The 1304-nt window shown below is 67.9% G+C and carries 1 protein-coding gene and 1 other annotated feature; the gene reads left to right on the top strand.

The genetic code is table 11. The annotated features are described in order from the left end of the window. Window positions 1-54 precede the first annotated feature (54 nt). Window positions 55-1289 (top strand): IS3 family transposase gene (locus HGB44_RS31505; RefSeq protein WP_231972696.1). Its coding sequence is split into 2 segments (ribosomal slippage): window positions 55-334 and window positions 334-1289, totalling 1236 coding nucleotides; the frame shifts between segments, so codons are not numbered across the junction. After that, window positions 333-446: a sequence feature (AL1L pseudoknot), on the top strand. (Overlaps the previous gene by 114 nt.) Window positions 1290-1304: the final 15 nt, after the last annotated feature.

Genomic DNA, 1304 nt, shown 5'->3' with positions numbered 1-1304 from the left:
TCTGTCTCGTTCCGGGTGTGATGGAGGCTCTCAAACTTGGGAAGGATGAGAGTCATGCCGGCACCGAGGAAGTACCCGCCTGAGCTGCGCGAACGAGCGATCCGGATGGCTGTGGACGCCCGCCGCAACCCGACCACCCGCGATGGGGCCATCGCCCGAGTGGCCGACCAGTTGGGCGTCAACCGTGAAACGCTGCGCAACTGGGTCACCCAGGCCGAGATCGACGACGGGACCCGGCCCGGCACCACCACCGACCAGGCCCACAAGATCGCTGAGCTCGAGCGCGAGGTGCGGGAGCTGCGGCGGGCGAACGCGATCTTGAAGTCAGCGTCGGCTTTCTTCGCGGCGGAGCTCGACCGCCCACACACCAGGTAGTGGCCTACATCGACCTGTACCGGCAGGAGTTCGGGGTCGAGCCGATCTGCGAGGTGTTGCAGGTCGCCCCGTCCACCTACTACGCGGCCAAGAGCCGGACCCCGTCGCTGCGTTCGCGCACCGATGAGGCCACCACCGCCAAGATCCGGCAGGTGCACACCGACAACTACGGCGTCTACGGGGTGCGCAAGGTCCACGCCGAACTCAACCGGCAGGGCCACCGGGTGGCCCGCTGCACCGTTCACCGGCTGATGCGCCAAGCCGGTTTGCGGGGCATCACCCGCGGCAAGAGCCCGCGCACCACCACCCCGGCCCCGGGCCCGGACATGCGCCCGGACCTGGTCGAGAGGGCGTTCACCGCGGATGCTCCGAATCGGTTGTGGGTCGCCGACATCACCTACATCCGCACCTTCGCCGGGTGGGTCTACGCCGCGTTCGTGATCGATGTGTTCTCTCGCCGGGTGGTGGGCTGGCAGGTGTCGCGGTCGTTGCGCACCGATCTGGCCTTGGACGCGTTGGAGATGGCGGTGTGGAACCGGGCACACGTGGGACGGCGCATCGATGGGCTGGTCCACCACTCCGACCGCGGGGTGCAGTATCTGGCGGTGCGCTACACCCAGCGCCTGGCCGAGGCGGGCGCGGTGGCCTCGGTCGGCACCACCGGCGACTCCTATGACAACGCTCTGGCCGAGGCGTTCCACTCGTTGTTCAAGGCCGAGCTGGTCCGTAACCGCGGCCCGTGGAGGAACCTTGACCACCTGGAGATCGCGGTAGCCGAGTACGTGGACTGGTTCAACCACCGCCGTCTGCACGGCGAGATCGGTCTGGTCCCGCCAGCGGAGTTCGAGGACGGCTTCTACCGGCAGCAGGCCGGGGCAACAGAAGGCGAAGCGTTGGTTCCGAGCCTCCAATAAACCCGGCACGAGACA

The sequence above is a fragment of the Nocardiopsis alborubida genome (genome assembly GCF_012396365.1).
GTDB lineage: Bacteria > Actinomycetota > Actinomycetes > Streptosporangiales > Streptosporangiaceae > Nocardiopsis > Nocardiopsis alborubida.
The sequence above is the reverse complement of the archived record's forward strand: the minus strand, read 5'-3'. Positions and strand labels throughout refer to the sequence as shown.